20 protein-coding genes are annotated in these 25,361 nt (G+C 65.5%); 11 read left to right on the forward strand and 9 right to left on the reverse strand.

Annotated elements, in window-relative coordinates; all coding sequences use genetic code 11:
* Positions 1-3: 3 nt before the first annotated feature.
* Genes ACXAJV_RS12025 through ggt form a run of 3 tightly spaced genes read left to right on the forward strand, consistent with a single transcriptional unit; the run spans position 4 to position 4,654 of the window.
* Positions 4-1,605 carry an N-acyl-D-amino-acid deacylase family protein gene (locus tag ACXAJV_RS12025; RefSeq protein ID WP_475085585.1) on the forward strand — a complete coding sequence of 534 codons (1,602 nt, stop codon included), beginning with the start codon at positions 4-6 and terminating at the stop codon, positions 1,603-1,605.
* A 3-nt stretch (positions 1,606-1,608) separates the two neighbouring features.
* Positions 1,609-2,850, forward strand: a complete 1,242-nt coding sequence (locus ACXAJV_RS12030) for a dicarboxylate/amino acid:cation symporter (RefSeq protein ID WP_475085587.1) — start codon at positions 1,609-1,611, stop codon at positions 2,848-2,850.
* Positions 2,851-2,887: 37 nt separating this feature from the next.
* Positions 2,888-4,654 carry a gamma-glutamyltransferase gene (gene ggt, locus ACXAJV_RS12035; RefSeq protein ID WP_475085589.1) on the forward strand — a complete coding sequence of 589 codons (1,767 nt, stop codon included), beginning with the start codon at positions 2,888-2,890 and terminating at the stop codon, positions 4,652-4,654.
* Between the two features lie 27 nt (positions 4,655-4,681).
* Here the strand turns inward: ggt and ACXAJV_RS12040 are convergent, their stop codons facing one another.
* From ACXAJV_RS12040 to ACXAJV_RS12050, 3 genes are all read right to left on the reverse strand, one after another.
* Positions 4,682-5,047: a RidA family protein gene (locus ACXAJV_RS12040; RefSeq protein ID WP_475085591.1), complete on the reverse strand. Its 366-nt coding sequence runs from the start codon at positions 5,045-5,047 to the stop codon at positions 4,682-4,684.
* Complete coding sequence (locus ACXAJV_RS12045) at positions 5,007-6,284, reverse strand: FAD-dependent oxidoreductase (RefSeq protein WP_475085592.1); 1,278 nt, start codon at positions 6,282-6,284, stop codon at positions 5,007-5,009. The genes ACXAJV_RS12040 and ACXAJV_RS12045 overlap by 41 nt, the downstream gene beginning before the upstream one ends.
* A 201-nt stretch (positions 6,285-6,485) precedes the next feature.
* On the reverse strand, positions 6,486-7,703 hold the full coding sequence (locus ACXAJV_RS12050; RefSeq protein ID WP_475085594.1) for a helix-turn-helix domain-containing protein: 1,218 nt from the start codon (positions 7,701-7,703) through the stop codon (positions 6,486-6,488).
* 217 nt (positions 7,704-7,920) lie between these two features.
* Between ACXAJV_RS12050 and ACXAJV_RS12055 the strand changes: the two genes are divergently transcribed.
* Entirely contained in the window at positions 7,921-9,375 is a 1,455-nt protein-coding gene (locus ACXAJV_RS12055; RefSeq protein WP_475085595.1) for a S41 family peptidase, read from the forward strand.
* A gap of 30 nt (positions 9,376-9,405) precedes the next feature.
* Here the strand turns inward: ACXAJV_RS12055 and ACXAJV_RS12060 are convergent, their stop codons facing one another.
* Entirely contained in the window at positions 9,406-9,777 is a 372-nt protein-coding gene (locus tag ACXAJV_RS12060; protein WP_475085597.1) for a MerC domain-containing protein, read from the reverse strand.
* 299 nt (positions 9,778-10,076) lie between these two features.
* Between ACXAJV_RS12060 and ACXAJV_RS12065 the strand changes: the two genes are divergently transcribed.
* The 4 genes from ACXAJV_RS12065 to ACXAJV_RS12080 are packed head-to-tail and all read left to right on the forward strand — an operon-like array spanning position 10,077 to position 13,169.
* A complete protein-coding gene (locus ACXAJV_RS12065; RefSeq protein ID WP_475085599.1) occupies positions 10,077-10,469 on the forward strand; it encodes a ZrgA family zinc uptake protein in 393 nt (130 codons plus the stop codon).
* Positions 10,466-11,167 carry an ABC transporter ATP-binding protein gene (locus tag ACXAJV_RS12070; protein WP_475085600.1) on the forward strand — a complete coding sequence of 234 codons (702 nt, stop codon included), beginning with the start codon at positions 10,466-10,468 and terminating at the stop codon, positions 11,165-11,167. The genes ACXAJV_RS12065 and ACXAJV_RS12070 overlap by 4 nt, the downstream gene beginning before the upstream one ends.
* Positions 11,164-12,423, forward strand: coding sequence for an ABC transporter permease (locus ACXAJV_RS12075; protein WP_475085601.1), 1,260 nt, complete (start codon positions 11,164-11,166; stop codon positions 12,421-12,423). The genes ACXAJV_RS12070 and ACXAJV_RS12075 overlap by 4 nt, the downstream gene beginning before the upstream one ends.
* 8 nt (positions 12,424-12,431) lie before the next feature.
* Positions 12,432-13,169: a DUF3299 domain-containing protein gene (locus ACXAJV_RS12080; RefSeq protein WP_475085603.1), complete on the forward strand. Its 738-nt coding sequence runs from the start codon at positions 12,432-12,434 to the stop codon at positions 13,167-13,169.
* Positions 13,170-13,180: 11 nt separating this feature from the next.
* Here the strand turns inward: ACXAJV_RS12080 and ACXAJV_RS12085 are convergent, their stop codons facing one another.
* The 3 genes from ACXAJV_RS12085 to katG form a co-directional block, all read right to left on the reverse strand.
* Positions 13,181-14,140 carry a polysaccharide deacetylase family protein gene (locus ACXAJV_RS12085; RefSeq protein WP_475085605.1) on the reverse strand — a complete coding sequence of 320 codons (960 nt, stop codon included), beginning with the start codon at positions 14,138-14,140 and terminating at the stop codon, positions 13,181-13,183.
* A gap of 37 nt (positions 14,141-14,177) precedes the next feature.
* Entirely contained in the window at positions 14,178-15,599 is a 1,422-nt protein-coding gene (locus ACXAJV_RS12090) for an amidohydrolase family protein (RefSeq protein ID WP_475085606.1), read from the reverse strand.
* A gap of 288 nt (positions 15,600-15,887) precedes the next feature.
* Positions 15,888-18,062, reverse strand: coding sequence for a catalase/peroxidase HPI (gene katG, locus ACXAJV_RS12095; RefSeq protein WP_475085608.1), 2,175 nt, complete (start codon positions 18,060-18,062; stop codon positions 15,888-15,890).
* A gap of 250 nt (positions 18,063-18,312) precedes the next feature.
* Between katG and ACXAJV_RS12100 the strand changes: the two genes are divergently transcribed.
* Positions 18,313-18,828: a molybdenum cofactor synthesis domain-containing protein gene (locus ACXAJV_RS12100; RefSeq protein WP_475085609.1), complete on the forward strand. Its 516-nt coding sequence runs from the start codon at positions 18,313-18,315 to the stop codon at positions 18,826-18,828.
* A 1-nt stretch (position 18,829) separates the two neighbouring features.
* Positions 18,830-20,035 (forward strand): molybdopterin molybdotransferase MoeA, encoded by a 1,206-nt coding sequence (locus ACXAJV_RS12105; protein ID WP_475085610.1) that lies wholly within the window; start codon positions 18,830-18,832, stop codon positions 20,033-20,035.
* A 20-nt stretch (positions 20,036-20,055) separates the two neighbouring features.
* Here the strand turns inward: ACXAJV_RS12105 and ACXAJV_RS12110 are convergent, their stop codons facing one another.
* Entirely contained in the window at positions 20,056-21,261 is a 1,206-nt protein-coding gene (locus ACXAJV_RS12110; protein WP_475085611.1) for an acetyl-CoA C-acyltransferase, read from the reverse strand.
* A 6-nt stretch (positions 21,262-21,267) separates the two neighbouring features.
* A complete protein-coding gene (locus ACXAJV_RS12115) occupies positions 21,268-22,527 on the reverse strand; it encodes an acetyl-CoA acetyltransferase (protein WP_475085613.1) in 1,260 nt (419 codons plus the stop codon).
* A gap of 506 nt (positions 22,528-23,033) precedes the next feature.
* Here ACXAJV_RS12115 and ACXAJV_RS12120 point away from each other — a divergent pair.
* Positions 23,034-25,349 carry a TonB-dependent receptor gene (locus tag ACXAJV_RS12120; protein WP_475085614.1) on the forward strand — a complete coding sequence of 772 codons (2,316 nt, stop codon included), beginning with the start codon at positions 23,034-23,036 and terminating at the stop codon, positions 25,347-25,349.
* Positions 25,350-25,361 lie beyond the last annotated feature (12 nt).

Here is a 25,361-nt window from a genome sequence, read left to right on the forward strand (position 1 = left end):
ACCATGCTTGCAAAGACGCTTCAGGCGGCCGGTGCTCTTGCACTGGCCGTCCTGGCCCCGGCTGCTCCGGCCGCAGCAATGCAGACGCTTGCCTTCACGGGCGGGACCGTTGTGGACGGAAGCGGCGCTCCCGGCCGGATTACGGATATCGTCGCGCAAGACGGGCGGATCGTGTTCATGGGGGCGCTCGACGAGAGCGGGCTGATACCTGACCGGGTCATCGCGGTGGACGGGCTGGTTGTCGCGCCGGGCTTCATCGATCCGCACACGCATGCGCTGGCCGATCTGGCGGCTGATGATGCCGGCCGCCGCCGCAGCGACAATATCCTCTTCCAGGGCGTGACCACCGTGGTCGTCGGCAATGATGGCGGCGGCGAACCGGCCGTTGGCAGTCTGGCTGAAGACCTGCAGGCGCGGGGCATCGGTCCCAATGTCGGCTTCCTGGTTGGTCTGGGGCCGCTCCGGACATCCGTGATCGGCGAAGAGAACCGCACGGCAACGACGGAAGAACTCGCTCGCATGGAGCGCATGCTGGCCAGTGGCATGTGCGAGGGCGCCATCGGTTTTTCCACCGGACTTCACTACACCCCGCAGAATTTCGCGCCGCTGGACGAAGTGGTGGCGCTGGCCACCGTCGCCGCCGAACGTGGCGGCCTCTATGACAGCCACATTCGCGACGAGAGCAGCTATTCCCAGGGACTTGTGGCCTCGATCGAGGAGGCCATCACCGTCGGCGAACGCTCCGGTGCGCCGGTCCATATCGCCCATATCAAGGCGCTGGGTCCCGATGTCTGGGGGCAGAGTCAGGCCGTGATCGCACAGGTCGAGGCGGCGCGCGCGAACGGACTTCGTGTCACGGCCGACCAGTATCCCTGGCGCGCCTCGGGCACGCGTCTGGCCAATGCGCTGGTGCCGCGCTGGGCGCTGGATGGTGGCCGCGAGGGTCTGCTGGCCCGGCTGGACGACCCTGAGGTGCGGCCGCGCCTGGTAGCCGAAATGCATGACAATCTGCGCCGCCGTGCCGGGGCCGATGCTTTGTTGCTCACCCGGCCATTGCGCGGGGCCGACCCGGCGCTGGGCGGTCACACGCTGGCGGCCGTCGCCGGGCAGCGCGGCGAGGACGCGGTCGAAACCGCGATTGCCATCATCCGCTCCGGTGGTTACCGCGTTGCGTCCTTCGTCATGGACGGGGCGGATATCGAAGCCTTTGCCGGTCAGGACTGGGTGGTGACGGCGTCCGACGGGTCAACCGGGCATCCGCGCCGCTTTGCGACCTTCCCCAAGGCCTATCGCGATCTCGTCGTGGATGGTGAGATGATGCCGCTGGAACGCTTTGTCCGGCGCAGCACCGGCCTCACTGCCGATACGTTCGGCCTCGCCGGGCGCGGTTATCTGCGTGAAGGCCATATCGCCGATATCGTGGTCTTCGATCCGCAATCATTTGCACCGCGCGCCGGCTATGCCGCGCCGGAAGAATTGTCCGAAGGCGTGCGCTATCTGCTCGTCAATGGCGTGCTGGCCATCGAGAATGGCGCGACCACCGGCGCGCTGGCCGGTCAGCCGGTCCTGCGCGACACCAGCCATATCGATCTGTGCGAGGAATAAACCTTGTCTTTCTGGTTCAATATCGTCCTTTGGAAACGCATTCTTCTGGCCCTCGCGCTCGGCGCCGTGGCCGGCTATTTCGCCGGTGATGCCGTCGAGCATCTGCGCTGGGTGGGCGATCTCTTCATCCGGCTGATCCGGATGCTGATCATTCCGCTCGTCTTCGTCACCCTGGTCTCTGGCGTGACCGCGATGAGCGACCCCAAACGGCTCGGCTCGATCGGCGGCAAGGCGATCGCGCTCTATCTGGCAACGACCTTGTTCGCGATCCTGCTGGGCCTGGCACTGGCTGCCGGCCTGCGGCCGGGTGACGGGATCGACCTGTCAGGCGCGACGCCGCAGCAATTGTCCGAACCGATCGGGCTGACCGAGCGCCTGCTGGCGATCGTGCCGGAAAACCCCTTCGCCGCCTTCGCCCAGGGTGACCTCCTGGCCGTCATCTTCTTCGCGCTGATGACCGGAACGGGCATCCTGATCGGTGGTGAAAAGACGAAAGCGCTCAAATCCGCCTTCGACGCCGGCGCCGAGACCATGCTGAACGTCACCGGCATCGTCATGGAATTCGCGCCTTTCGGCGTCTTCGCCTTGGTCGCCTGGGTGATGGGTACGAGCGGGCTCAGCGCCTTTGCCAACCTCTTCGTTCTGGCCGTGACCGTGGTGGCCGGTTGCCTCCTGCACATCGTGATTACGCACGCCCTGTTCGTGAAATTCCTCGCCCGCCTGCCCGTCATTCCCTTCCTGGGCGGTGTGCGCGAGGCCCAGCTGGTCGCCTTCTCCACCTCGTCGAGTTCGGCGACCCTGCCCTCGACCCTGTCGGCGGCCGAGCACAATCTGGGCATCAGGCCTGCCGTCGCCTCCTCCATCCTGCCGCTGGGCGCGACCGTGAACATGGACGGCACGGCGCTCTACGTCGCCATCGTGGCGGTCTTCGCGGCCCAGGCTTTCGGTATTCCGCTGGAGCTGCAGGACTATCTCTTGATCGCGCTGACCACCACGCTGGTGTCGATCGGCACGGCGTCGGTGCCGTCCGCCTCGCTTTTCCTGATCGCCGCCGTGCTGCAGACGATCGGCATGACCCCGGAGCAGATCGCCCTTGTGGTCGGCTTCATCCTGCCCTTCGACCGGATTCTCGACATGACCCGCACCGTCACCAACGTCACCGGCGACCTTTGCGTCGCCACCGTCGTCGGCCGCTGGGAAGGCGAGATCGACGAAGAGGTCTACCGGGCCAAGCCGGTCGAATAACCGCGCACCAAAACCCACAATCCAGGGGACAACCGCCATGATGCCGTTTCTTCGCACGCTCTGCACCGCCACCCTGTGTGCCGCGACCCTCCTTCCGGCCGCGACCGGGCCACTGGCGGCCCAGTCCTCGCTGCTCGACTATGACAGCATCGTCCATCCGGTCGTCGACGAGGACGGGATGGTGGTCAGCCAGAACGAGATCGCCAGCCGCGTCGGTGCGGAAATTCTCGCTGCGGGCGGTAACGCGGTCGACGCGGCCATCGCCACCGGTTTCGCGCTGGCCGTCACCTTGCCGCGCGCCGGCAATCTGGGCGGCAGCGGCTACATGCTGGTCTATATCGCCGAGGAAGACCGGGTCCTGGCCCTCGACTACCGTTCGGCCGCACCGGCTGATGCGACGGTGGAGATGTTTCTCAATCGCCGGGGACGGATCAATGACGAGGCCAATTATGGCCATCGCGCCGCCGCCGTCCCGGGAACCGTCGCCGGCTTCGCTGCGGTGCACGAACGGTACGGGGTGTTACCCTGGGCGGACCTTATTGCACCCGCTATGTCACTCGCACAGGACGGTATTGTCGTCTCAAGGGATCTCTCCGAGGCCCTGCAATGGGGCGAGCGGCGCCTGTCCAGTTCCGATGCCGCCCGCGCCGCCTTCTTCCATGCCGATGGCCGTCCCTATCAGTTCGGGGAACGGCTGGTGCAGCCCGATCTCGCCTGGACGCTGCAACGGTTGATGACAGCAGGCCCGCGCGATTTCTACGAAGGTGAGATCGCCCGGCGCATCGTCGCAGACATGGAGCGCAATGGCGGGCTGATCTCGATGGACGACCTCGCGGCGTATGAAGCGCAATGGCGTGAACCGATCCGCACCACCTATCGCGGCCATGAGGTCGTGACCATGCCGCCGTCGAGCTCGGGCGGGATCGCCCTGCTGCAAATGCTCAACATGCTGGAGCACTTCAATCTTTCGGCGATGGGCGCGAACAGTGCCGCAACGCTGCACACGCTGTCAGAAGTGATGCAGCTGGCCTATGCCGACCGCACGCAGTATCTGGGCGATCCGGACTATGTGCAGGTGCCGGTCGAGACGCTGATCTCCAAGGCCTATGCCGAGGAACGCGTCAGCCACGTCTCGCGTACGTCAGCATCGCCGGCCAGTGCCGTCTCGCCGGGCGATCCACTCGCCTTCGAAAGCCCGGATACCACGCACTTCTCGGTCGCCGATTCCGCCGGCAATGTCGTCTCCAACACCTATACGCTCGGCTCGTCCTTCGGATCGGGCGCCCTGGTCGAAGGGGCCGGCTTCCTGCTGGACAACCAGATGAAGAACTTCGCCCTGCGCTCCCATCTCAATGATGTGCGCGGCATGCAGTCGAATGTCGCGAACCGGCTGGAGCCGGGCAAGCGCATGACGTCCAGCATGACACCTACCATCGTGTTCCGCGATGGCGAGCCCTATCTCGTCGTCGGCACGCCGGGTGGCTCTACCATTATCAATACCGTGCTTCAGGTGATCCTGAACGTGATCGACCACGATATGAATATTGCCGAGGCCGTGCAGGCGCCGCGCATTCACCAGAACTGGTATCCGGACGAGCTGGAAGTGGAGCCCGGCCTGTCGATCGACACGCTGCGCCTGCTGGGCAGCTTGGGCCACGAGATCGAGTTCTCCGACACGATCGGCAGCGCCCAGTGTATCCGTATCGCGGACGGTGTGTTCGAGGGGGCGGCGGATCCGCGGCGCCCCGACGCCCGGGCGGCCGGGGTAAGAAATGTCGGCACCCTGCCAGGCTATCGCTGGTAGGGCGCCGACAGGCGGGAGGGTCGGGGATCAGCCCTTGTGGGCGATGGCTTCGATCTCGATCAGCGCATCGCCGGCCAGCAGGCCGGACACTACCGTCGAGCGGGTCGGGAAGGGTTCAGCGAAGCGCGCGCGATAAACAGCGTTGAACTCACCTGCCAGTGCGGCATCGGTCAGCCAGACCGTGGTCTTCACGACATTGTCCAGCGTCATGTCATGCCGCGCGAGAACCGCCGCCAGATTGTCGATCGCCCGGCTCGCTTGTTCTGTTATACCGCCGGCGACCATTCTTCCGTCATCGCCGCGCGGCAACTGGCCCGATATGAACAACAGGCCCGCTGCTTCACGTGTAGGGCTAAGGGGTGGCGGCAAGGGTTTTGACGTCATGTGCGGCATGTCCTTCTGATACCGGGTCGAAATCGGGTGCAATCTGGCGGGCCAGCCGCTCGCCGGATCCCATGGCCAGGGTCCAGCCCAGCATGCCGTGCCCGACATTATAGGCGAGCGCCGGGCCCGCCTGTCCGATGCAGGGCAATGAGTTCGGCGTCATCGGGCGCAGGCCGGCCCAGAAGCTTGATGCATCGTCAAAGGCGGCCGCCTGAGGCAGCGCGGCCCTTGCGTGCTGTAACAGCGTGTTGAGCCGGTCCGGATCCGGATCGGCCGAGCGCCAGCCGAGATCGGCCAGTCCCGCGACGCGGATGCGGCCATCGAGCCGGGTAAAGACAAGCCGCCGTGTCGTGTCTGTGAGGCTGACCGTCGGCGCCGCGTCACCGGGTGGGGCGGTCAACGAGTAGCCTTTCATCGGCATGACCGGGATCGACACACCGAAGGGGCGAAGCAGGCGGCGGGCGTCGGCACCGGCGCACACGACGGCCAGGTCGGCTGTCACAGCCTGACCGTCAGTGTAGAGAAGCGCCTGGTCCGATGTGGTGCTGACCTCGCTGACGGTCGCGTCGAAGATCACCCGCACGCCGTAACGCGCCTGCAGCAGCTCAAGCATGTTGCTGGAAAACCGGAACGAGTCGCCGACGGCTTCGTCCGGTGTGTAGATGATGCCGACCGGGCGGTCCGGCGCCGCATCGAGCGCTGGTTCGATCGCGCGGGCTTCGTCATAGCTCAGGGCCTGCTGGGCGGCTGGCCCGACATTCTTCATCCCCATCACGCGCCGCGCCGCGGTAAAGGCGGTTTCGGAGTGATAGAGGTGCATCTTGCCGCGCACCGCATAGCCGAAATCAAGATCGTGCGTGGCCAGAAGGCTGGCCATCTGCAGCCGGGACTCCAGACCGAGTTCCAGGGCGGCCAACGTATTGCGCTTGAACCGGACGGCGGTGCAGTTGCGCAGAAAGGCCAACAGCCAGCACAGATAGTCCGGGTCGAGGCTCAACCGCATCCGGAAGGCATCGCTGCGGCCGAGCAGCAGGCCGGGCATGTCGCGGAACAGGCGGGGATTGGCTAGGGCATCCGTGTAGAGATAGCTCAGCTGGGCCCCGTTGGCGTAGGACGCGCCGCGGCCGGCAGACTCGCGGCCGTCGATCACGGTGACATCCAGCCCGCGCCTGGCGAGGGCATAGGCTGTCGCAACACCGACCACGCCAGCCCCGATGATAGCCACGGATTTCAGCGTGCGCGTCATGCCGCGTTTGGTCCCGCTTGTCTTGTGCGGGCAGGGGCCGGTCCGGTGGGCCGGCTGTCAGGGCATGGGCACGCAGGCATGGTACGTTCCGGCACGGAGTTAACGCATGTCCCGACCATAGAAAGCGCGCCGGGTCTTCGGCCACTTCATATTCGGGCGGGGGCCATAACGCCGGTGCATACCCCCCGGAGGACTGTCTGCTCAGGCCTGCCCGGATGTGGTCCGGCGTTCCGCGCGATACTGCGATGGCGTGCAGTCCATTTGCTCCTTGAACGCCTTGTTGAAGGTGACGCGATTGGTGAAGCCGGACTCGATCGCGATCCGCTCGAGCGACCAGTGCCGCTCTGGGTCCTCGATCAGGGTCAGCGCGTACTGGATGCGATAGCTGTTTATCAGCCGGTAGAAATTGCTCTTCATGTGCTGGTTGATCACTTGCGACACGGTGTGCGACTTGTGCCCGATCGCCTTGGCGAGCTTGGTGAGGGACAGGCCCTCGTCGAGGTAGAGGGCGTCGTCCTCGAGCTGCTGTTCGATCAGGGCCGCGACTTCTGCAGCCGCCGTGTCCGGCAAGGCTGAATGGAGATATTTGATCGTCGCTCCGGCCCCGGCCCCGGTTCCGGACGCTGCCGGGTCCGGCGCCGGCGGGGTGGGGGTCCCCGTGAGCGCGCGCTCCTCCTCGGTGATCAGGAAGTCCGGTTTCTGCAGACCCTGCAGCGCTATCAGCACAACGATGGCCGAGAGGAAAAGCAGCCAGGCCTGGCCTACCGTGCCAAGCGTGATCAGCCCGGTGGTCTGCTGCACCAGGAACAGGCCGACCCACAGCGCTTCCAGGAGGATGAAAGCGATCATCAGTTGGCGCAGCCGCTGCAGCACATTGCGGCTGTTGTCGGCTCGCAGCTGGTCTAGTGCAGGTGCGAACGCATCCAGGCGCCGCCAGGCCAGAGCGAGATAGCTCGCCAGATGCACCTTCATCGCCACCAGCTTGATCGTCAGCAGCATTGAAATGCCATAGGGCGCCTGGTCCTGCTGCAGCGCAGCCCACATCGTAACCTTCACGTCGCCGCCGCGGAGCACGTCCGGTGCACTGAGCAGCCAGACCGCAAATGCGGGCAAGAGATGCAGGACCCAGTTGCCGGCCGTGAAGGCCCGTTGCCCGGTCATCCGGCGCACATAGGCGTAGAGAACGGGCCCGAGCACCAGAACCATGTTGGGTAGCAGATCGAGCAGGTGGGGTATGTAGCGATAGAGCTGGGAATGGACCGCACCACCTTCGAACAGCTTGTAGGCCAGCAGCGCCATTGCGATAGCCAGCAGCCGTGCCGGTGAACCGGACGGCGCCCGCCGCCAGAGAACGACCGTCAGCAGCAAGGCGTGGCTGAATGCCATGAAGTAGAGCGTGCTGAGTACGGCGTGCGGCATGGCATGTCTCCGGCGCGGCATGTCTCCGCCGCGTCCTCCGGACCGTCCGAAGGCATCGGCCTGCCTACGCGCTTTTCCAGGCCGGAGGTAAAATCCGGTGCAGTTTATCGCGCTCTCGGCGGTCGGGCGATGAAAGTCTCCATCAAGTTTATCGCGACCGCATGCGCCGCGCGGCAGGTTCGCTGTACTGTTCCGGGCGCGGTTGAGGGTATCGGGTATGTTTCGCAAGTTCTGGCGTTTGATCACGGCACCGTTTCGCCTGATCCCCTGGTATCTGTGGCTCGCAGCGGTCGCGGTCGCTGCTTGGTTCGGCCGGTCGATCCTGCTGATCATTGCCACGATCATCGCATTTCACCCGATCCCGCTTCCTCCGCTTTTCCAGGGTGAGCCTGAAACCCGTGCCGAAGCGCGCTTGCAGGACCTGCGTCATTTCCATCATGTCCGGCGCAATGAGCGCTCGATGACCGATGAGATGCGGGCGCGGTTCGACGCCCGGGTCGCACATCTGGAAGCCAATGCGGGGTCGCTGACCGATGCCGAATTCATGCTGGGCCTCGCCCGGGCACAGGCCGAAATCGACAACGGGCATTCCAACACGCCGGCCACGCGCCTGGTGGCGCGCTTCCCCCGCTTGCCCGTCCGCATGGCGGATATGGCTGGCGAAATCCGCATTCTTAGGGTCCGGACCGGCCAGCAGCCGCTGCTCGGCGCCCGTGTCGACCGGATCAACGGGGGCGAGGTTGAAGACGTCCTTGCCCGCTTCCGCGAAGCTTATGGCGGCAACGATGCCTTCTATCTCACCCAGGCTCCGGCGCTGCTCGATGCGCCGGATTTTCTGGCAGCGGTCGACGCCGGTGAAGCCGACGCGCCTGTCCGGCTCGACCTGACGCTGGCCAGGGGTGACGCAGTGCAAGTAATGCTGGATGCCGAGTCTGCTGCACCGGATGCCGAGCGGGCCTTCCCCGGCGATCTTCCGCAGCCCTGGATCCATGTCGCTGACGGCTGGATGGCGGCGGAGCCGGAGGGCTTTCCGCTTTATCTTCAGCAGCCCGGGCGCGGCTACTGGATGGAGCGCATTGAAAATACCGGGGTCGTCTACATCGCCCTGCGCACCAATCTCGACGATGGCGGGGAGGAGAGCCTTGCTGCCTTCTCCAGCCGGGTTGTGCAGACGCTGAGCGAGCATCCGGCGCGTGCGGTTGTCGTTGATCAGCGTTTCAGCGGCGGCGGCGACCTGACCATCACCCATGAAATGATGGCGGCTTTGCCCGAACTCGTCGGTCCGGATGGCCGGGTTTACCTGCTGACAAGCGGCAATACGTTTTCCGCGGCGATCGTCAATCTGGCCTCGGCCAAGGAGACGGCGCCGGACCGCGTCCTTCTGGTCGGCGAGCCGATCGGCGACCGGCTGCAATTCTGGGCGGAAGGCTGGGCTTATGAATTGCCCAACAGTGGCTTCCGGGCGCGGTATTCGACCGGCTATTACGATCTCCAGAACGGCTGTACGGGGTTTTTCCGCTGCGCCTGGGGCAGCTTGCACATCTTCCCGATCCTCATCGACGATCTCGATGTCGACATTTCCGCCCCGCTTGACTGGATGGCGTTCATTGCGGGGCGCGATCCGGCGATGGAAGCGGTCATGGCCGAGGAGGCGGGGCGCAGCGGGCGCTGAGCCCTTCTCCTAGTCGCACTCATCGCGCCGCTAGTGCCGGTGTGCGGGGCGGCCGGCTGAGATCATCCAGGCGGCGCCGTGCGACAGGGCCAGGCCGCTGGCGCCGACGACAGTGATGACGCGTTCGGTCATTTCGGAGACCTCGGCCAGCGCGCCGAAGAAGAGCAGCGCCAGCCCCGTGATCGCAAGGCCACGCAGAGCGATGCCGCGCATGCCGCCCGGCCAGCTGCGCATGGCATTGAGGCTGACGAGAAGCGCCAGGCTTGCCAGGGCGAGGTGGATACGCTCATCTTCCATCCAGACCAGCGCCGGTCCCAGAGAGACGAGGAGGGGCAGGGCGAGACAGTGCACGAGGCACAGTCCTGAGAGGGCAATCCCGACGGCATCCTGGCTGCGGCGCATGCATTTCCCTCCCGGGTGACAAAAAAGACATGAGCGGCCCCCTTGAGCACGCGATATGTTACATAATAACGTAAAAGCGAGCGATCAACGGCGCTCGTCGCGAATTCGCAGGGAGATGTGCAGTGGGACCGAGTACTCTGTTGCTTGCCGGCGTCATAATGGCCTCATTCGGGCTACATACGGCCGACGCAGGTGCCACACAGACGGCACATGAAGATCACGATGCGCACCATGATCACGAGGATCATGGCGGGCACGATGAACACGCAGCGCATGTCCACGGTGTCGGGCATCTGGGCGTGGCCATCGAGGCCGGCGGACGGGTCGAGGCCGAGTTCGAGACGCCGGGCTATAATCTCTTCGGTTTCGAACGCGAGCCGCGCGATGCGGTCGAGGCGCGCCTTGTCAGCGAGGCCCGGTCCAGCCTGCTGGCCGAAGGCGTCGTCCTGCGGCTCGATCGCGATGCGGGCTGCGCCTATCTGGGCGGTGAGATCGCAGATACCGGTTATCACGATATCCGGGTGACCTACCGCTTCGAGTGCGCGCAACCCCAGCGTCTGCGCCGGATCGGTACGGGTGTCTTCGAGGTGTTCGAACGGTTCGAGACGATCGAGGCCGTCCTGGTGTCGCCGGACCGGCAGGCCGGTTTCGATCTGACGTCGTCAGCCCCGGACTATCGCCTGGCTCCATGACGGTACCGGCTGTTCGCATTCGCGACCTGGTTTTCGCCTGGCCGGACGGGTCGCCGGTGCTGGAGATCGGCCGGTTCGAGATGGCGGCTGGAGAAGCGGTTTTTCTCGCCGGGGCTTCGGGTAGCGGCAAGAGCACGCTGCTTGGACTGATCGCCGGGATCACGCCTTGCCGCGAGGGTGAGATTTCCGTTCTGGGAACCCGCATGGACCCGGACCGTCCTGCGCGGCGCGACGCCCTGCGTGCGGCGCAGCTGGGTATCGTCTTCCAGCTGTTCAATCTCGTGCCCTATCTCAGCCCGCTGGAGAATGTCCTCTTGCCCCTGCGTTTCTCGGCGGAGCGCGCTGCCCGATTGAAACAGGACGGGACGGATGCGCACACCGAGGCGCGCCGCCTGCTCGACGCGCTGGGGCTGGATGCCGATAGCCTGACCCGTCGCGTGACGGCGTTGAGTGTCGGCCAGCAGCAACGTGTGGCGGCCGCCCGGGCGCTGATCGGCCGGCCGGGCCTGGTGATCGCGGACGAGCCGACTTCGGCGCTCGACCAGGATGCCCGCGATGCCTTTCTCTCTCTTTTGACCGCGGAGTGCCGCGAGTCCGGCGCCGCGCTGCTGTTCGTCAGCCATGACCGCACCCTGGCGGACCGTTTCGACCGGCAGATCGAACTTGCTGATATCAACCGCGCGAGGCCGGCGGCATGAGTGCGTCGCTTCTCACCCTGGCCTGGAAGAGCCTGGCCAATCGCGGTGTCTCGGTGGCGCTGACGATCCTGTCCATCGTGCTCGCCGTGATGCTGTTTCTGGGCGTGGAGAAGATCCGCACCGGTGTGCGGGCGAGCTTTGACTCCACCATTTCGGACACCGATCTGATCGTCGGCGCGCGCGGCGGGGCGATCAATCTCCTGCTCTATTCAGTCTTCCGCCTGGGAGACCCGACCGCGAATATCGGCTGGGACACCTATCAGCTGATCGCCTCGGCGCCGGATGTCGAATGGGCTGTGCCCATCTCGCTGGGCGACAGTCACCGCGGTTACCGGGTCGTCGGTACGACACAGGCCTATTTCGACCACTACCGTTACGGCCGCCGCCAGCCGCTGGCACTATCCGACGGGCGCGTCTTCGACGGCACGCACGAGGTCGTTCTGGGCGCGGAAGTGGCCCGTCAGCTCGACTATGGCCTGGGCGGATTTATCCGGCTGTCGCACGGGATCGGCGATGTCAGCTTTGCCGAGCATTCAGGCCATGATTTCGAGATTGTCGGCGTTCTCGCGCCGACCGGCACGCCGGTGGACCGGTCTGTCCATGTCTCGCTGGAAAGCATCGAGGCGATCCATGTCGGCTGGGAGAGCGGGGCGCCGCCGTCCGGACAGGCTGCAGGCGAGACGCCTGATGCCGGAACGCTCGAGCCCGACAGCATCACGGCCATCCTGGTCGGGGTGAGCTCGCCAATCCGGGTGCTGGGCCTGCAAAGGCAGATCAACACCTATCAGGGCGAGGCGCTGAGCGCGATCATGCCGGGCGTGGCGCTGTCACAGCTCTGGCAGGTGATCGGTGCGGGCGAGACGGCTTTCAAGGCAATCTCGTTGCTGGTCGTCGTGGTCGGCATGACCGGCATCCTTACCGCCCTGTCGGCCGGGCTGAACGAGCGCCGCCGCGAGATGGCGGTGTTGCGGGCGACCGGCGCGCGGCCCCGCGACATTTTCGCCTTGCTGATCCTGGAAGCCGCATCCCTGGCGGCGGCCGGAGCGGTGATCGGCATCTTCCTCGCCCAGATCGGCTTTGCTATCATCGCCCGATCGGTTGCTATACGTTACGGGCTCGACTTGGCTGGCGGGCCGGGCCTGACCGAAATCCTTGTCCTTGGGGCCGTCACCCTGTCCGGCGCGCTGCTGGGCGCCTGGCCGGCCTGGCGGGCACAGCGCAATGCGCTGGCCGACGGCCTGTCCATCCGACTTTGAGGTCCACCATGTCTTCGATCCGCTTCTACCTGCTTCCCGTTCTTCTGCTCGCCGCCTGCGGTGCCAGTCCCAGCGGTGCAGAGTCTTCCCCAGGCGCCGATGCGGCGGCGGGTGGTTCCCAGACCGCGGACGCCGCGCAGCCGGAACCGTCGCAGCAGGAACCGTCGCAGCCGGAAGCGCAGGCCGACGAGGCCGATGATGCTGCCGGGTCGGAAGTGCAAGAAGCCGCGAGCACGGACGATGAAGCGCCGCTGCGGGCAACGCCGCCGCCGCCCGGTCCCGATTTCCCGCCGCCGGACGAGAATGGTGTCATCACGATCAACTGGGATGATCTCCTGCCGGAAGGCGAGCTGGAGCGGATCGAGCAGCTCTACAACTCGGCCTATGCGACCATGGAGATCAACCATTTCGGCGGACAGATGCAGCAGATCGGCACGTTCAATGTCGAGCCGGCTCTGATCGGCCAGACGGTGCGTATGCCCGGCTTCATCCTGCCGCTGGATTATCAGCCCGGCGGCGAGATCGACGAATTCCTGCTGGTGCCCTATTTCGGCGCCTGCATTCACACCCCGCCGCCGCCGCCCAACCAGATCGTCTATGTCACGCTGGACGAACCGCTGCGGGTCGAGCGCTTGTGGGATCCGGTGTGGGTGACGGGCGAGCTGTCTTCGGACCGGCACATGAACGGGCTGGGCGACGCCGCCTACACAATGCGCCTGATCAGCCATGAGCCCTATCGGAACTAATCCAAGCCGGTTCAGTCCGCGCTGGAGAAGACGCCGCGGCGGGTGAATTCGGCTTCCAGCCAGGCTTCGTCCTCGAAGGGCGGCACCATTTCGCGCGCGGGTTTCAGACCGGCGGCGTGAGCGAGGGCGGCGACGCGTCCCTGGCCGTTGAAAAGCGTGTCGGGCAGCATGTCGGCAATCGGATCGGCATAGGCGGTTTCCGCCGGCACGATCTGCCAGCCCGCCTCGCGCAGGGCCGCCGCGAGATCGTCGATGAAGAGCGCGGCGAGATCGTTTTCGTGCAGCAGCAGGACGTGGGCCGGAGACCGGTCCAGCGTCTCGCGGGCCAGCGCATCGTAGAAATCGACACCTTCGAGCAGGATGTCGACATAGGCGTGACGCAGCGCGTCCATGTCGACCTCGCGCTCGGCCGCGACGGCGCGCTGGACCAGCGCATCCATGTACCAGTCATAATTGTCGACGGTGACATAACCGTTGCGCAGGCCGCGTTCGGCGAGACCCTGCCGCAGGTTGTCGCGGCCCTCGACCGTGCGGCCTTCATCGAGGAAGGGGAAGCGGAAATAGGGCGTATGGCCCGGCAGGCTTTCCAGCAGGCGGGTGGTGCGGTCGATATCGGCCAGATAGGCGGCCGGTTCGCTCTGCCACAGCCAGGTATGGGAATACGAGTGGTTCGCCAGGCTGTGCCCGGCGGCGGCATAGGCGTGCAACCAGTCCAGCCCGTCCGCATGGGCTTCGGCATTGCGGCCGGCCACGAAGATCATCGCCCCGTCGACATCGGCCCGGTCCAGCGCCTCGATCAGCGCGCGGGTCCGTTCGGCGCCGGAGAAGAAGGCCCCGCCGCCACGCGGTGCGTCGTCGAACGTGATCGCGATCATTCCACGCTGTGCGGCGGGCGTGGTCTGGGCCTCCCCCGGTGCGGAAGCGGCCGGGGCGGCAAGGAGGGTCAGGGGCAGAAGGTAACGCAGAAACATGATGTCCGGTCCGCTTGGCTGGATGGAGGGTTCGGGATCAGCGCAGGCCGACTTCGCCGCGCACGGTTTCGGCGAGGCTGGCGGGATCATAGGCCAGACCGTCGCGGAACACGTATTCGAGTGAGCGGATCGCGGCCGGGTCGGCGGCGAGGTCGCCATTGAGGATCAGGATGTCCGCCCGGTAGCCGGCCTGTACCAGACCGCGGTCTTCGCCCAGGCCGAGTTCGACGGCGCCGTTATGGGTCATGATCTGCACGGTTTCGGGCACGGAGAAGCCGGCTTCCACAAGGACTTCCAGATTCCGCTGGTCGCCATAGCCGGCGACGATATGGCGGCCATTGTCCGGACCGGCAACGAGCCGGCCGCCGGCTTCGGCGAAGCGGCGCTCGAATGCGAGGATGCGGCTGAAAAGCGCCGGCGTGAAACGGGTCGTGTCGCGGCGTTCGGCAAGGGCGGTCTGGCGGGCATCATAAGCGGCGCGCTCGAGCGGCGACAGCATCTCCAGCGCGCGCGGCTCGCCCTGGGGGCGATGGGCGAAATGGGACTCGATAATGGCCAGGGTCGAGGTCAGGGTCACGTCATGGGCAACGAGCGTCTCGATCACGGCCGAGACCGCCGGTCCGTCAATATCGGCTTCGGTCAGGGATGACAGGGTGGAGACGCATTCGCCCTCGGGCTTGTCCTCGACCAGGTCCGACATGGAAATCAGGCCGTGCTCGATCCGGTCGATCCCCATCTCTGCCGCCGCGCGGAAGGTCAGGGAACACAGATGCCCGGTGACGGTGAGGCCGTGCGTGTGGGCCTGGTCGATGATCGCGGCGGCGATCGGCGGCGTGACGTGGCGGTAGAGTTTGAACCCGGAAACCCCTGCGGTGGCCCAGTAATCGACGAAGTCGCGGGCGGCCAGGAGCGTGGCCGGGCGCGGCATCACCCAATTGCCCTCGGGGCCCGTTACATAGGGCGCGGCGATCCGCATGTCCGGGCCCGGGCCGAGCCCGCGCGCAACCGCTTCCGCCATATTCAGTTCGGCCATCGGGGCGGCGCTGCCGGCGGAGAACAGGGTCGTCACACCGCCGGCAAGATAAAGATACGGCGCGGCAAAATGGCTGACGGGAACGCCCGGATGGTGAAGGTGATTGTGCAGGCCGACAATGCCCGGCATCGCCGTGCGGCCGCCCAGCGCCATCTCTTCGAACCCGTCGGGGACCGTCACGTCGCGGCTGTCACCCACGGCCCGGATGCGGCCATCTTCGATCAGAATGGTTTGGTTCTGCCGTGCCGGAGCACCTGAGCCGTCGATCAGCTGCAGGCCGGTCAGGGCCAGACGCGGACTGTCGATCCGCACATGGCGCGTCACCGACTCTGACAGGCTTTCGGGAGGTTGGGCGGTGCCGGCTGCACTCACCGCGAGGCTGGCCAGGCCGGCGGTCAGTGCCGCCGTGACGGCGCGACAGAACATCAGCGAGCTCCGGTTGTTACGATTCTAGCGATAATGCTACATTCGTCGCGCTCCTGGCAACCCGCCCCGGCATCCCGTGGCTCGTTTCGCCGAAAAGGACACGCCGGGATTCGGCCTGGTTGTGCTGTGCATCGCCGTGTCGGCCCTGTGCGGGCCTGGTGCAAGCAAGAGGGATGATGAAGCCGCGCCGGGCGTCCTGCGTTGCGCCCGGCCGGAAAGCCGCAGGGGCGGGTCATGCTGCTGGCATGACCCGCCCCTCGTGTGACCATCGCCGCGATCGTCCCGGTGTCAGTTAAGGTCGAACCGGTCGAGGTTCATCACCTTGGTCCAGGCCGCCACGAAGTCCTTCACGAACGTCTCCTGCGCATCGTCCTGGGCATAGACCTCGGCATAGGCCCGCAGGACCGAATTGGAGCCGAAGACCAGGTCAAGCCGGGTCGCGGTCCACTTCGTCTGGCCGGACTTGCGATCGCGGATCTCGTAGATCCCGTCGCCCGCCGGTTTCCAGGCATTCGCCATATCGGTGAGGTTGACGAAGAAGTCGGTCGTCAGAGCGCCTTCGCGGTCGGTGAAGACGCCATGTTTCGTGCCGCCATGATTGGTGCCCAGCACACGCATGCCGCCGACCAGCACCGTCATCTCCGGCGCCGTCAGAGTCATCAGCTGGGTCCGGTCGAGCATCAGCTCTTCCGGGCTGACCGCATAGTCCTTCTTCAGCCAGTTGCGGTAGCCGTCATGAATGGGTTCGAGAACGTCGAAACTGTCGGCGTCGGTCATCTCATCAGTGGCGTCGCCGCGGCCCGGTGCGAAGGGCACGGTGATGTCGACACCCGCGGCGGCAGCCGCACGCTCGACACCGACATTGCCGCCCAGCACGATGACATCAGCCAGGCTGGCCCCGTATTCCTTCGCTATGGGTTCGAGAACGCCCAGCACCCTGGCGAGACGCTGCGGCTCATTGCCCTCCCAGTCCTTCTGGGGTGCCAGACGGATACGGGCGCCGTTTGCGCCGCCGCGCATGTCCGAACCGCGATAGGTGCGTGCGCTGTCCCAGGCCGTGGCGACGAGTTCAGCCGTCGGCAGGCCGCTCGCGGCGATCTTCGACTTGATGGCCCCGATATCGTAATTCGCCGGGCCGGCCGGAACCGGGTCCTGCCAGATCAGGTCCTCGTCCGGCACGTCCGGGCCGACATAGCGGACCTTGGGACCCATGTCGCGGTGCGTCAGCTTGAACCAGGCCCGGGCGAAGGTGTCGCGGAAATAGGCCGGGTCGGCCATGAATTTCTCACAGATCGCCCGGTAGGCCGGATCCATTTTCATCGCCATGTCGGCATCGGTCATCATGGGGTTGTGACGGATTGACGGGTCGGTCGCATCGACCGGCTTGTCCTCTTCCTTGATGTCGACCGGCTCCCATTGCCAGGCCCCGGCTGGACTCTTCTTCAGCTCCCACTCATAGCCGAACAGCAGGTCGAAAAAGCCCATGTCGAATGTGGTCGGATGGGTGGTCCAGGCGCCTTCCAGCCCCGAGGTGACCGCATTGGCCGCCTTGCCGCCCATATTGGGATTGCTCCAGCCGAAGCCCTGTTCCTCGACACCGCAGGACTCGGGGTCCGGACCCAAGGCGCCGGCATCGCCATTGCCATGGGTCTTGCCGACGGTGTGGCCACCTGCGGTCAGGGCGGCGGTTTCCTCGTCGTCCATTGCCATGCGGGCGAAAGTTTCGCGCACCTGCGCTGCGGTCTTCAGCGGGTCTGGCTGACCGTTGACGCCTTCCGGGTTGACGTAGATCAGGCCCATCTGCACGGCGGCCAGCGGATTTTCCATCGTCGACGGATCGTCGACATTGTCATAGCGGCCATCGCTCGGGGCGAGCCACTCCTTCTCGGCGCCCCAATAAGTGTCCTTCTCCGGATGCCAGATGTCTTCCCGCCCGAAGGCAAAGCCGAACGTCTTCAGCCCCATGGATTCATAGGCGATATTGCCGGCCAGGATGATCAGGTCGGCCCAGGAGACGGCATTGCCGTACTTCTTCTTGATCGGCCAGAGCAGGCGGCGGGCCTTGTCGAGACTGACATTGTCCGGCCAGGAGTTCAGCGGCGCGAAGCGCTGATTGCCGGTGCCCCCGCCGCCGCGGCCGTCGGCCAGCCGGTAGGAGCCGGCTGCGTGCCAGGCCATGCGGATCATCAGGCCGCCATAGTGACCCCAGTCGGCCGGCCACCAGTCCTGGCTGTCGGTCATGAGGTCGGTGACATCTTTCTTCAGGGCCTCGATGTCGAGGGTTTTCAGGGCTTCGCGATAGTTGAAGTCCTTGCCCAGCGGGTTGGTCTTGGTGTCGTGCTGGTGAAGGATGTCGAGGTTCAGCGCGTTCGGCCACCAATCCATCACCGATGCGCGGCCAGACGTCATTCCTCCATGCATCACCGGGCATTTGCCGGGCGACTGCGTATCATTGCCGTCCATGATGTCTCCAATCATGTCTTGAATGCGTGGATGCCGATTTACTCTTGGATACTGCGGCGAGGATGACGGATGGCGACATATGAATCAAATCGATTTTATCAGGCAAATCCATAGATTGTTTCACTGTCATGACCGCTCGCGGATTTGTGACGGTCATTTGCGCCCGCTGCGGCGGCCGTGTCTGGTCCGCGACTTGTGCCCGCGGCAAAACGGGGCCACTTCGACAGTGATGAAGCAAGGGAGCGTGTGAATGGGTGCAGTTCCGGATCGGGTCGGCTTTGCCGTCATGACAGTGTCCGACACGCGTGATGCAGCAACGGACAAGACAGGTCCCTGGTTGCGTGAGGCCATCTCGGCCGATGGTCACCGCGTCGTGGACCATGCCATCGTGCCGGACGATGTGACGGCGATCCGCACGCAGCTGGGTGCCTGGATCGCCAACCCCGGCATTCACGCGGTGATTGCGACAGGCGGAACCGGCTTGACCGGGCGCGACGTCACGCCGGAAGCCTTTCGCGGTGTCTATGACAAGGAGATGGACGGGTTTGCTGCGGTCTTTCACCAGGTCAGCTATGCCTCGGTCGGCGTGTCGACCATCCAGTCGCGGGCGACGGCCGGCATCGCCGGCGGCACCTATCTGTTTGCCGTGCCAGGCTCGAGCGGCGGCTGCCGGGACGCCTGGGAGAAAGTGCTGAGAATCGAATTCGACCGGACGCACCGGCCCTGCAATCTGGTCGAGCTCATCCCCCGGCTGACGGAGCGTTGAGATGTCGGACCCCGCCATGCTGACCGTCGATGCAGCCCTGGACGCAATGCTGGCCGCTCTGTCGCCGCTGCCGCAGGTCGAGCGGCCGCTTGCGGACTGCGCAGGCACGGTTCTGGCCGAGCCGCTGGTCGCGCAGTGGACACAGCCGCCTTTCGCCGCGTCGGCTATGGACGGCTACGCCGTCCGCTCGGCCGATCTCGTTGCAGGAACAGAAGCGCTGCGCCTGGTTGGCGAGGCGGCGGCCGGGCATGGCTTTGGCCGGCCGGTCGGCCCTGGCGAGGCCGTGCGGATTTCCACCGGAGCGCCGGTGCCGGACGGTGCCGATCAGGTGGTGATGCAGGAAAAGGCCTCGCGTACAGGCGATACCGTCCGGCTCGACGATACGGCGCGCCCGATGGCAAATATCCGGCCGGCCGGTACGGACTTTTGCCGCGGAGATCGTCTGCTTGAGGCCGGGCGGCGCCTGTCGCCGGACGCTGTCGCGCTGGCGGCCGCGGCGCGTGTCGCGACGCTTCATATACACCCGCGGCCCCGCATCGCGATCCTGGCGACGGGGGACGAACTGGTTGAGCCCGGTGAGCCCGCCGGGCCTGCGCAAATTGTCAATTCAATCGCGCCCGGGCTCGTGGAACTGGTCCGTATCTGGGGCGGGGAACCGGTCTATCTTGGCATTGCCCGCGACCGGCCCGATGCCGTCCGGGATGCGCTTCGACGCGGGCGGGACTGCGACCTGACGGTGACGGTCGGCGGGGCATCGGTCGGCGGGCATGATCATCTGCGCGCGGTCTTCCAGGCCGATGGCGGCCGGTTCGCATTCGAGCGGATTGCGGCGAGGCCAGGAAAGCCGACCTGGTTCGGCACGGTAGAGGGGCATCCGTTGCTCGGCTTGCCGGGCAATCCGGTTTCGGCCCTGGTGATGGCGCGCCTTTTTCTTCGTCCCGCCCTGGCGCGGCTGGGCGGGGGTGCCGCGAGCGCCGTCTTCGCCCAGGCTGTGCTCGCCGTGGCGCTGGACGCGAATGACTGGCGGGAAAGCTATCTGCGGGCGGGGCGCGACCGGGACGGCCGGGTTGCGCCGCTGGCGAACCAGGACTCCTCCGCCCTGTCAGCGCTGGCGCAGGCCGACTGCCTGATCCGGAGACGATCCGGAGCACCGGCAGAACAGCCCGGCGCGATGGTCGAGATTCTTGCGCTGCGTGATGATGGCTGATCAGAAGGCCGGGCCGAGCGCTAAACGCGTTCGACCACCATCGCGCTGCCGACACCCGATCCGCCATGCACCACAACAAGTCCAAGGCTGCCGCCCCGGCGCTCCATGCCGTCAACAAGTGTGCCCAGCAGGATGGCGCCTGATGCCCCCATCGGGTGTCCCATTGCCAGGTGCCCCCCGTCCGGGTTCACACGGTCCGGATCGGGCGCGTATTCACGCTCGAAGCGGACCGGCGTGGCCGCGAAAGCTTCCATGAATTCGATACGGTCGAAATCGCTGATCGCCAGCCCGGTCTGTGCGAGGACGCTGTCCATCGCGGCGAAACCGGCGGTGAGTTGCAGTACGGGATCGGCGGTGGCTTCGGCAAAGCCGCGAATCCGCGCGCGCGGGGTGAGGCCGGAGGCGTCACCGGCTGCCCGTGAGCCGATCAGGACCAGTCCGGCGCCGTCGCAGGTCGGCGGGCAGTTGGCCACGGAATGGACGTGCCGGATCGCGTCCAGTTCCGGCCGGGCGTCGAGCATGATGGCGTCGAACCCTTTGGCGCCCAGTCCGGCGAAGGCAGGTTCCATCGCGGCGAGGCCTTCCGCCGTTGTGTCGGGGCGTATGCCCTCGTCATGGGCGAGGGCGACCGACCCGTCCGCACGGACGATCGGCACAACGCCCCCCAGATCGCCGCGCGCCCAGGCGGCTGCGGCGCGCTGGTGCGAGCGCAGCGTCACGGCGTCGAGGTCCGCCTTGTCATAGCCGTTCATCGTGGCCATCAGATCGGCGGAGAGGACGACCGGCACATAGCGCAGGCGGGCGGCGGTTTCCGGATCGTCATAGTAGAAAGCGTGGTCGCCCATGAAGGGCACGCGCGACATCATCTCGACACCGCCGGCAATGCGCAGCCGGTCGTCGCCAAGCGCGAGGGCGTCGCTGGCAGACAGGCCGACGGCGGTGAGGCCGGAAACGCAGAAATTGTTGAGCGAAAGCGCCCGCATCTCTGGCGGCAGATTGGCGTGCAGCCGGCTGACCAGCGCGATATGTCCGCCCTGGGCGCCGATCTGGCCGACACAGCCCAGCGTCAGCCCGGCCGCACGGTCGATCGTGTCTTCGCCGGTCCGGGTCCTGAGCGCATCGATCAGCTGTCCGACCAGTTCCTGCGGTGTGAATTCGGCAAGGCCGCCGGTGGCCTTCGACTTGCCGCGCGGTGTCCGCACCGCGTCGTAAACATAGACTTCCATGCCCGATCAGACCCCGATCACCAGACTGACACTGGCGGTCGTCGATCCGCCGACATTATAGGTCGCCGCTGTGCGGGCGCCCTCGACCTGGCAGTCTCCCGCCCGGTCCGATGTCTGGCGGGCTGCATCCAGGGCCATGCGCACGCCGGTCGCGCCGACGGGATGGCCAAGACCGATCAGGCCGCCCGACGGATTGAAGGGAAGCTTGCCGCCGGGCGCGATGACGCCATCCTCGACCGGCTTCCACGCCTCGCCCGGAGCGGACAGGCCGAAATGCTCGATCGCCATGTATTCGGTGACTGAGAAACAGTCATGGGTTTCAACAAGGTCGAGATCGTCCGGTCCCGACAGGCCGGCCCGGGCGTAGGCATCGGTGATCGCCTTGCGCACCCAGGGGAAGATATAGCCGTCGGTGCCGGCGCTCTCCGCCAGTTTTGACTCAAGCAGAAGCGGCGCCGTGGTGTGGCCCCAGCCTTTCAGTCGCGGAATGTCTTCCAGATCGAGGTCGCGGGCATCGGCATACTCACGCGCCACCTCTTCTGAGGCGAGGAAGATCACGGCCGCACCGTCGGTGACCTGACCGCAATCGCTCTTGCGCATCCAGCCCTCGATCACCGGATTGGCTTCATCGTCCTGGGCAAAGCTGCGCTCGGTGAACTCCCAGTTCCGCGTCTGGGCGTTCGGATTGCGGCGGCCATTGGCGAAGTTGATCTTCGAGATTTCCGCCAGATGGTCGGGATTCAGCCCGTAGCGGCGGTCATATTCGGCGGCGAGGTTGGAAAACATGGCCGGCCAGAGATAACGGGCGCCGACGGCTTCGCGTCCCGACCAGGCCGCGGCGCCAAGATTTTCCGCTGCGGTCTGGCCCGGCACATTGCGCATCATCTCGACGCCGATGACACCGGCCAGGCCATAGCGGCCGGCCTCGATATCCGCCATGGCCGCCAGGATCGCCATGGAGCCGGAAGCGCAGGCGGCTTCATGCCGGCTGGTGGGCAGGCCGGCGAAGGCGGGATTGGCGTGGACGGCCATGCCGCCCAGCAGACCCTGGCCGCAGAAGAGTTCCGCCGCGAAATTGCCGACATGGAGCACTTCGACATCGCCGGCGTCGATCCGTGCATCCTCGAGCGCGGCATCCGTGGTCTCGGCGATCATGTCGAACAGGCCCTTGTTCTCGCGCGTCCAGTTGCGCGCGAAATCGCTCTGGGCGCCGCCGAGAATGAAGACGGGCGGGGCGCTGGTCCGGGCGGTCGATCGGTAGGTCATGGCGTCCCCTTTCGGTGTTTGGCGGCTCTGGGCACTCTGGCCGTCAGGCCATGATGGTCTGGCCGGGCAATCTGACAATGAATTAACTTGCGTAGTCAAACTCACTTTATCGATGCTATGATCATGGAGCAAGTGGAGAGCTGCGAGCCCGGTGCTTGCGGTCTGTGCAAGTCGGGTCCCAGGCGTGATCAGGGCGAGCGTGTGCGGCCTGTCAGGGCGTCTGCGCAGGCGCGCCCCGGGTTCAAATTTGCAAGTTGGTGCCGGGTGCCGGGCCTCCAGCGTGCACGGTCAGGCAGCTGATCTTCTGGTTTCAGTGCGCAAGTGCACAAATGCCGGATAGTGGCGGCAAGTCCCTTATATACCGTGATTTATCGCCTCGATAGAAGAATCCATACTAACTTGCATTGACGAACCTAGCCCGCTGCGTGTAGCGTCCCTTCCGGTGTGACCCTCAAACCAATAGCGCTGGCAAGGCAGCTTCGGGTGCACCGAAGGGGAGGAATACCGTGAATAAGTTCAAACAAATGACGGCACTGGCTCTGATACTCGGCATGACCGGGACAGCCGGTGCTTATGCCCAGAATGCCGAGCCGGAAGAGACCGGCTCGGGCCCGCAGCTGGACGTGATCGAAATCACCGCACAACGCCGCGCGGCGAGCGTCCAGGATTCCGCCATCGCTGTTTCGGCGATCAGCGGAGAAAACCTCGAAAAGGACCGGATCCTCAGCTTCGAGGATCTGGCAGGCAGCGTGACATCGCTGTCCTTCACCGCTCTGTCGCCGCTGGACCAGGAATTCAACGTCCGCGGCATCACCAATACCCGCCTCGACTCACCGTCGGCAGACCAGTCGATCGGCATCTTCCTGGACGATGTCTATGTCGGCCGGTCGGGGTTGTTCAACGCCGACATGTACGACATTGAACGGGTCGAGGTCGTGCGCGGCCCCCAGGGCGTGCTTCTGGGCCGTAATGTGGTCGGCGGTGCCATCAGCATCGTGACGGCCAGCCCGGAGTTCGAACCCGGCGGTGCACTGTCGGTGTCCCTGGGCAATTACAATGAAACGCTCGTGCGGGGCCATGTGACCGGTCCGATCAACGAGGTGCTCGCGGGCCGGATTTCCTTCTCGTCCCGCGATCGGGGCGGGTTCAATCACGACCTGCTGCACGACCGCGAGCTGGACGATCTGCGCTCCTTGCAGGCCCGGGCTCAGCTGCTGTTCCAGCCGATCGACGGAAATGTGTCGGCTCGCCTGGTCATCGACTATATGGACGACGAGTCGAACGGCTTCCATTCCGTGGCAATCGACGGCCCCGATCCGGCAACGCAAGGCCCGTGGAGCGCCATGCGCGAGCTGATCGGTACCGCCCGCGGCCGGCCGCTCGACATCCGCGAGAGCTTCCCGGAACACCCGATCTATGCGGGTGACACGGTGGAGTCCCCGCAGGCGCTGCGGCGTGAAGCCTGGGGTATCTCGCTCGATATCGACCGGGATATCGGCGATTTCGCCACCCTGACCAGCATCACCGGCTATCGCCAGGGTCACGCCTACAATCTCTATGACCAGACCGGCATGGGGCCGAACAGCGGCTATGGCATCGTTTCGCCACTCCTGTTCCGCTTTCCGGTCAATGAGCGCGAAGAGATCAGCCAGTTCACCCAGGAATTCCGGCTTGTCTCCGATCTTGGTGACAGCAATTTCGACTGGATCATCGGTGCCTACTACCAGCATGACGAAGTCGAGAAGTTCGACCGGTTCTGGGCGGAAGTTCCCTTCCCGGCGCTGGCAACCCTGTCCGGTGAATCGCATTGGGACAATTTCGCGGAAACCACCTCTGCCGCGGTCTTCGGTCAGCTGGGCTACCAGTTCACCGAGAATTTCCGGGTCGTGGCGGGTATCCGCTACACGCGGGATGAAAAGTCCGGCACCGTGTTCGCCCGGGCTGTGGAAGGTGGCGACGCCTTCAACCCGACCGACCAGGTGGCCCTGACGCCGCTCGCCGGCACCTATGTGGAAGGCGATACCTTCTCGGCGAATTACGGCATGGAATGGGAAGAAGTGACGCCGCAGGTGACGGCGGAATACGAGCCCAACGACAATGCCCTGTTCTATCTGACCTGGTCGCGCGGCTATAAGGGCGGCGGGTTCGAAGACGACCCGGCCAACCCGGCGGCCGCCCAGGCCGGCTATGATCCGGAGACGGTCGAGAATATCGAGTTCGGCGCCAAGCTGGACTTCTTCGACCGGCGGGCCCGGTTCAACGTTGCTGCCTTCATGATGGACTATCAGGACCTGCAGGTGACGCAGACCGATGATGGCTGCCTGTGCAACATCACCGACAATGCGGCCGACGCCGAGATCATGGGTATCGAGGCCGAGTTCCAGTTTGCCGCCACCGACCGCCTGATGATGTGGGCGGGCGCCACGGTGCTGGAAACCGAATATGTCGACTTCGTCGACAGCAACGGTCTCGACACGTCCGGCAACACGCTTCAACGCACGCCGGAGACCCAGTTCAATGTCGGTGCCGAGCTGACGCTCGATGTCGGCGCCTGGCGGGACGCGCTCTCCATCCGTGGCAATTACAGCTATCAGGGCGAGATGTTCTGGGCACCGGACAACGCCCAGACGGAAGACGCATATGGCCTGCTCGATGGCCGTGTCACTCTGACGCCGCCGGATCGGGACTGGACCGTCTCGGTATGGGGCAAGAATCTGACCGACGAGATCTATCGCACCAATATCATCGCCTTCTTCGGCGATGAGGTGTCCCGCCTGGGCGCGCCGCGCACTTACGGGATCGAGCTCTCGACGACCTTCTAGACATGCAAAAGC

Source organism: Maricaulis sp. ABE4_448, from assembly GCF_056160825.1.